Source organism: Pseudoalteromonas sp. PS5 (assembly GCF_004103255.1).
In the GTDB taxonomy this organism is placed as follows: Bacteria; Pseudomonadota; Gammaproteobacteria; order Enterobacterales; family Alteromonadaceae; genus Pseudoalteromonas; species Pseudoalteromonas peptidolytica.
On the sequence record NZ_RCSQ01000126.1, the window covers coordinates 1 to 1,508 of the forward strand.

Here is a 1,508-nt window from a genome sequence, read left to right on the forward strand (position 1 = left end):
CGCCCCTGAAACCAATTTAATTTATTGAATTACTTGAAGATCTAAACGATCTTACTACCCTCAAATTGCAACTTTTTTGAATCACACAACCAAAACATTGCAATTTGAGTGTAAAAATGAAACCAAAACCAACCACGCAAACACCACAAAAGCACCTGTTTCAAGTCGAGCTTATTGATATTGTTTCACCGCGTCATGAACTCGTGAAATTGGCAAAACTCATTGATTGGCAGCGTCTTGAGGTCGAGTTCAAACAGCATTATGGCGATAAAGGCGCTGGCGCCAAGCCTATCCGCTTGCTTGCGGGTCTCGAATATCTGAAACAAATTCACAAACTGTCTGACGAAAACACGGTGGCCATGTGGTGCGAAAACCCGTATTGGCAATATTTTTGTGGCATGCAATTTTTTACGCATGAACCGCCTTGTGATCCCAGCTCGATGACACGCTTTCGCAAGCGAATTGGTGAGGATGGCGTTGAGTTAATGCTGTCACTTACGGTAGATGCGGGGCTTAAAAGTAATACGATTAAGCCTTCAAGCTTGCGAGAAGTGGTCGTAGACAGTACCGTCATGGAGAAAAATATCGCCCATCCAACAGACAGTAAACTACTAGAAAAATGCCGAAATAAACTGGCTGGCTTCGCTAAGCAAGCCGGTATTGTGCTTAGGCAAAGTTATGAGCGAGTTGGCCCTAAGGCCGCTCAAAAAGTAGCGCGCTATGCCCATGCCAAGCAATTTAAACGCATGAAGAAGACACTGAAAAAACAGAAAAACTATCTCAGACGGGTGATGAAAGACATCTTGCGGAAAATCACCGAGCAACCAAGCAAGGAATTTTTCGATACCTTACAGCAGGCTGAGCGACTGTTAAAGCAAGAAAAAACGAGTAAAAACAAACTCTATAGCCTACATGAGCCGGATGTTGAATGTATCGCCAAGGGAAAAAGCGCAAAGCCATATGAGTTTGGTGTCAAAGTGAGTGTTGCGACAACATTGAAAGAGCAGTTTGTGGTGTGCGCTCATGCAATGCACGGCAATCCCTATGATGGTGACACGTTATGGGAAACGTTGAGAATAGTAGAAAACGTCACGGATAAAAGACCATACAACTGTTTTGTAGATAGAGGTTATCGCGGGCACTTTGCAGAACGTTATGATGTGTATATTGCTGGGCAAAAGCGCGGTGTGACGCCGAGTATTAAGAAAAAACTCAAGCGACGCAATGCGATAGAGCCAATCATCGGGCATATGAAACAAGATGGTCACTTGGGGCTTAATCGCTTAAAAGGAAAACTCGGTGACAGGCTTAACGCAGTGCTTGCAGGCGTAGGCCAAAACTGCCGTAAAATCCTAGCTCAACTGCGGCTTTTTTATGCCTGTATTTTATATCAGTTATTAGCAGCGAAAAGCGCTGCGTAATAACCTGTCGATAAAGATGATGCTCAGGCTGGACTGATCTTGTACTGCCAATCTAAGCATCAAAACAACAATATTCAGAATCGACTA

At 43.8% G+C, this 1,508-nt stretch carries 1 protein-coding gene; it reads left to right on the forward strand.

From position 1 onward, the window contains the following. The first annotated feature begins 116 nt into the window (after nt 1–116). Nucleotides 117–1,421: an IS5 family transposase gene (locus D9603_RS15540; RefSeq protein ID WP_128731994.1), complete on the forward strand. Its 1,305-nt coding sequence runs from the start codon at nt 117–119 to the stop codon at nt 1,419–1,421. Nucleotides 1,422–1,508 lie beyond the last annotated feature (87 nt).